Below are 5579 nucleotides of genomic sequence, written 5' to 3' on the forward strand. Positions count from 1 at the left end.
TTGCAAACACTATTTTATCAGAAAGCCATGAATCTTTTTTTAGTTGCACTTAGATTATAAATTCAAGATAGAAAAAATATAATGTATTACCTGAATATATATCTCATTTATGAGTTAGAAAATGGGAACAAAAAGTTTTATACTAAATACATTAATGGTTATTCTATATATGGTAGAGTGATATTAGAGCCTATAGTGATGGCTCTATTTTATTTTTTTATTTTGAAACTATAGATTATAGAAATTTATTAAAGGATTGTATGGAATGGAATTAATCGAGTATATAAAGACATTAGGTAATGTAGGTGTGGCTCTATCTGGTGGTGTAGATTCATCCTATTTAGCGTATGCGGTCAAACAATCTGGCATTCCATGCAAAGCATATACTGTTAAGTCTCAGTTTGTGCCACAGTTTGAATTAGATGATGCCAAGAAAATTGCAGAATATATCGGTATTCCCTTAGAAATCATAGATATTGATGTACTCGAATATGATGATGTAACGAGCAACCCCAGTGATCGATGCTATTACTGTAAACATCATGTATTCACAACGATAAGTGAACAGGCTAAACACGATGGATTTACTGTATTATGCGATGGAACCAACGCCAGTGATGAGGTAGATGATCGCCCTGGTATGAAAGCAATAGCTGAGCTATCTGTTAAGTCGCCACTAAGAGACTGTGGCTTAACAAAATCTATGATTCGCCAGTTGGCCAAACAGGCTAATTTATTTACCTGGGATAAACCATCCTACGCCTGTTTAGCTACGAGATTTCAAGCGGGACAGCACATAACAGGTCATGATTTAGAACATATCGAAAAAGCGGAAGGGTATTTATTTTCCTTAGGTTTATCAGATTTTAGAGTTCGTCTGATAGGAAATACTGCTAAAATTCAAGTCCCAGAGAATCAAATAGCTATTGTTATTAAGAATAGGATTAAGATTCTTACATATTTTAAATCTATGTTTGATGATGTTGTATTAGATTTAGAGGTGCGTTCATGAGCGATGATATTAGATCTCTTCTAGAGCAAGTAAAAAATGGTCAGGTAGATGTGGATGCAGCCTTATTAAAGCTAAAGATGAAACCGATAGAGGATTTAGGGTATGCAAACGTAGATTTACATCGTCAATTACGGCAAGGTGTACCAGAGGTTATTTATGGTGCCGGTAAGACTAGTGAACAAATCGTGGGTATTATCTCCTCCATGCAGTCTAATGGGCAAGGTCATATATTGATTACACGCTTAGCACCTGATGTGGCTGCAGAGGTTCAAGAACAGCATTCCTTGACATATATCAAGGATGCTCATATCGGCTACGTTGGTGATATGCCTACGAAGAAAACAGAGTCAAGTATAGCTATCGTTACCGGTGGTACAAGTGATTATAAAGTGGCTGAAGAATGTGCAATTACAGCTGAATTTTATGGTAATACGGTCAATCGAATTTATGACGTAGGTGTAGCGGGTATTCATCGTTTGTTACAACATTTAGATACTATTATGTCTGCTAAGGTTATCGTTGTCATTGCCGGCATGGAAGGGGCTTTAGCAAGTGTTGTTGGTGGCCTTGTGGATGTACCTGTTATCGCCGTACCAACTAGTGTTGGTTATGGAACGGCATTTGGTGGTGTTACGGCGTTATTATCGATGCTCAATTCCTGCGCTAGCGGTGTTACGGTTGTCAACATAGACAATGGATTTGGTGCTGCTTATACAGCGAATATGATTAATCATATAGGTGAAAGTAAATGAAACGATTATTTTTAGATTGTCAAATGGGCATTGCAGGAGACATGCTGACCGCTACATTACTCGGTTTAGTAGATAATCCTGAAATATGGATAGAACGACTTAATCAAATAGGGATACCTAATGTTACCTATACACTTATTCCGAAAGAAGATAAGGGCTTACAAGGTTATCGGGTAGCGGTTACCATAAATGGTATAGAAGAGTCTGAACATCATAAAGGTAGTCCCCATGACCAACATAATACTAATCATCACCATAACGATGCTCATCAGGAACATGGTGAGACAGATACGCATGAAGAACATTTGGAGCACCATGTACATAGCGAACATCATGTACATGGTCGAGGCTTACAAGGTATAACGGATATAATTAATAGCTTATTTATTTCCGATACGTGTAAACAGAATGCTATAAACGTATATAATCTGGTAGCTCAAGCGGAGGCCAAGGTTCACAAATCGACAGTGACACAAATTCATTTCCATGAGCTAGGCATGCTCGATGCTATTGCAGATATTGTGGCCGTTTGTGTACTCTTAGAGGCATTGAAGTTTGATGAGATTATCATCTCTCCTATACATGTAGGAACTGGCACGGTTCACTGTGCTCACGGAGAATTGCCTGTGCCAGCACCAGCAACGATGGAGCTGTTATCTGGTATTCCAATGTACGCAGATTATCAAATTACAGGAGAGTTATGTACACCTACAGGCGCAGCGTTAGCCAAGTATTTTGGCACAGCCTTTAGCCATATGCCAGTTATGACACCAACAAAGGTATCTTATGGATTTGGCACGAAACAATTTGAACGACCGAATTGTATTCGAGCTTTTGTTGAAATAAACAATGATTTAGAAGACACAATCATTGAAATGTCTTGTAATCTCGACGATATGACGCCAGAAGAAATCGGCTATGCAGTAGAACAGTTATTACTTTCATCAGCACTAGACGTGTTTACAACATCGATTATGATGAAAAAACAACGACCTGGTACGATGCTGACGGTCCTTTGTAAGGAAGGCGACATGGATAAGGTGCGAGATTTAATATTCAAGCATACTACGAGCCTTGGTATTCGATACCATCGCTGTAATCGATATATTTTGAACCGGTCTACAGGAGACATAGATTGGGAAGGCAATAGAATTGTTTTTAAAACAAGCAGTGGATTTGGTGTAAAGAGACATAAATATGAATATGATTCACTGGCTACTATTGCTAAGCAAAATGATATGAGTTTATTAGACCTTAAACGACAATTGCGTAAGAAGGAGGATTGATTTGTCGTAGCGGGTTATTTATAGTTTGTTAGTGTTAAGTTAAGGAGTGATTCCCATGAAAACATTTAATGTACCCTATGCAAAAGGATTTGTAGATATCAATATTCCTAATCAAAATATCGCAGGTGTATTAGAATCTAAAGCCCATTCCTATAAGGCTGAGCTTTCACAAGAGGCATTGGTAGAACATGCACTAGATAATCCTATCGGCAGCCAACGCTTGGAAGAATTGGTAAAGGGTAAATCCAACATGGTCATCATCACAAGTGACCATACGCGTCCAGTGCCTAGTAAAATTACGATGCCAATTCTACTTCGCCGTATTCGTGAAGCCAATCCATCCATCGATATTACTATTTTACTAGCAACTGGTTTCCATCGACCTACTACGCATGAAGAAATGGTAGATAAATTCGGTCCTGAAATCGTAGCCAATGAAAAGATTGTAAACCATATCTCTGGTGATGCTAGCCAAATGACTAAAATAGGCGTATTGCCATCCGGTGGGGATTGCATCATCACTAAACTAGCTGTGGAAACGGAGTTATTAATTTCTGAAGGTTTCATTGAACCACATTTCTTTGCTGGTTTCTCAGGCGGTAGAAAAAGCGTATTGCCAGGCATTGCTTCGGAAGTGACTGTAATGGCAAATCACTGTGCTGAATTTATCAATAGCCCATATGCTCGTACAGGTATTATTGAGAACAATCCAATTCATAAGGATATGGTATACGCTGGACGTACTGCAAAATTGGCATTTATTTTAAATGTTGTCATCGATGCGGAAAAACATATTATCAATGCTTTTGCTGGTGATATGGAAGAGGCCCATGAAACTGGCTGTGCTTTTGTATCTGAACTAGCTAGTGTGAAAGCTGTACCAGCAGACATCGTTATCACTACAAATGGTGGGTATCCATTAGACCAAAACGTATATCAAGCTGTAAAAGGCATGACCGCTGCAGAAGCATCTTGTAAAAAAGATGGTGTGATTATCATGATTGCTGCTTGTAATGATGGTCATGGTGGGGAATCACTATACGAAAACCTTAAAAATGCCAAAACACCTCGTGAATTACTAGACCGCATTGCTAAGGTGCCTCGTAATGAAACAATTCCAGACCAATGGGAAATGCAAATCTTGGCTCGTATTCTGGATCAATTTACTGTTATCGTTGTAACAGACCAATGCGACCCTAAGATGCTTACAGATATGCATTTGCAACATGCTAGCACATTTGATGAAGCATTGAATAAGGCTTTGGAATTAAAAGGTAAAGATGCAAGCATTACAGTTATTCCTGATGGCGTATCTGTTGTGGTGAAAGCGTAATACGTTATATTTTAAAAGTTAATATAAAAAGATAAAGGTACATCATGGTTATTTGGTGTACTTTTATCTTTTTTATTAGTATGTCATTAACCTAATAGCTTTACTTTGATATGTATACATAATAGGATGTAAGAGTATAATACATTTGTGACAAGTGAATAAAAAATGAGAAGGAACTCTGTTATAATGAAGTTGCTTAATCCAAACATTACAACAAAAGGAGTTCCTTCTCATGCATTCTATTATAACTGAAGAATTAAGATTTCGTAAACGAGTATGTGAATATGCTATAAAGTATGGAAATAATGCTGAAGCTGCACGCCGTTATCATACTAGTAGACAACAAGTACAACGTTGGGTGAAGCGTTTCGACGGGACTATCGATTCACTTCGATTGTATAGTCGTAAACCACATTCTCATCCTAATCAACACACTGAGGAAGAACTAGCACTTATCAAGCGTATGCATTCTAAGTTTAAACATGAAGGGCTGTCTCAAGTATATGTTGAGGCAAAAAAGCGTGGTTATAAACGCTCATATGGCTCTATGTGCCGACAAATAAGGTGTCACATTAAAGAGAAAAAGGTTGTTAAATCTGTTCCAAAAAGCAAGTGGAAACCAGATCTAGTAACATATCCAGGAGAAAAGGTTCAGATTGATATAAAATACGTACCTCGCGAGAGTTTAGCCTTTTCAACACAAGGAAAATCTTACTATCAACTTACAGCTATTGATGAGTTTTCTAGAAAGAGAATTCTAAAAATTATAGATGAAAAAAGTGTTACTAATACAAGTCGGTTCTTATTAAATTTAGAAGCCAAAATGGGATTTCCTATTCATACAATACAAACAGATAATGGTCGTGAATTTACAAACTATGGAGTAAAAGATCGAGAGTGTTTATTTGATATTGTATTAAAAAGATTAGAAATAGAGCATAAAACGACAAGACCATTTTCTCCGTGGCAGAATGGAAAGGTAGAGCGCAGTCATCGAATTGATAGTGAGAGATTTTATTCTCGTAAGTTTAATAGTATGGAGAGTTTTCTAAAAGCACATAGTCGATATGCTAATAGATATAATAACATTGCACAAAAAGTCTTAAACTTTAAATCACCAAACCAAGTTATAACAGAGTACTTTATGAATCAAAAGGCATAGGTATTTGTCACAAATGTTTGATTACTCTAGAAAA

At 37.2% G+C, this 5579-nt stretch carries 5 protein-coding genes; all 5 read left to right on the forward strand.

All coding sequences use genetic code 11. The features are described 5' to 3' along the window. Window positions 1-265 precede the first annotated feature (265 nt). The 5 genes from larE to HMPREF1504_RS00385 all read left to right on the forward strand — a co-directional run bounded on the left by larE (window position 266) and on the right by HMPREF1504_RS00385 (window position 5545). On the forward strand, window positions 266-1012 hold the full coding sequence (gene larE, locus HMPREF1504_RS00365) for an ATP-dependent sacrificial sulfur transferase LarE (protein WP_038122557.1): 747 nt from the start codon (window positions 266-268) through the stop codon (window positions 1010-1012). Continuing rightward, entirely contained in the window at window positions 1009-1764 is a 756-nt protein-coding gene (larB, locus tag HMPREF1504_RS00370; protein ID WP_038122558.1) for a nickel pincer cofactor biosynthesis protein LarB, read from the forward strand. The genes larE and larB overlap by 4 nt, the downstream gene beginning before the upstream one ends. After that, window positions 1761-3050, forward strand: coding sequence for a nickel pincer cofactor biosynthesis protein LarC (gene larC / locus HMPREF1504_RS00375; RefSeq protein ID WP_038122560.1), 1290 nt, complete (start codon window positions 1761-1763; stop codon window positions 3048-3050). Before larB ends, larC begins: the two co-directional genes overlap by 4 nt. Before the next feature lie 55 nt (window positions 3051-3105). After that, window positions 3106-4383 (forward strand): nickel-dependent lactate racemase, encoded by a 1278-nt coding sequence (larA, locus tag HMPREF1504_RS00380; protein ID WP_038122562.1) that lies wholly within the window; start codon window positions 3106-3108, stop codon window positions 4381-4383. 232 nt (window positions 4384-4615) lie between these two features. Beyond that, window positions 4616-5545, forward strand: coding sequence for an IS481 family transposase (locus HMPREF1504_RS00385; protein ID WP_005379765.1), 930 nt, complete (start codon window positions 4616-4618; stop codon window positions 5543-5545). Window positions 5546-5579 lie beyond the last annotated feature (34 nt).

The sequence above is a fragment of the Veillonella sp. ICM51a genome (genome assembly GCF_000524355.1).
GTDB lineage: Bacteria > Bacillota > Negativicutes > Veillonellales > Veillonellaceae > Veillonella > Veillonella atypica.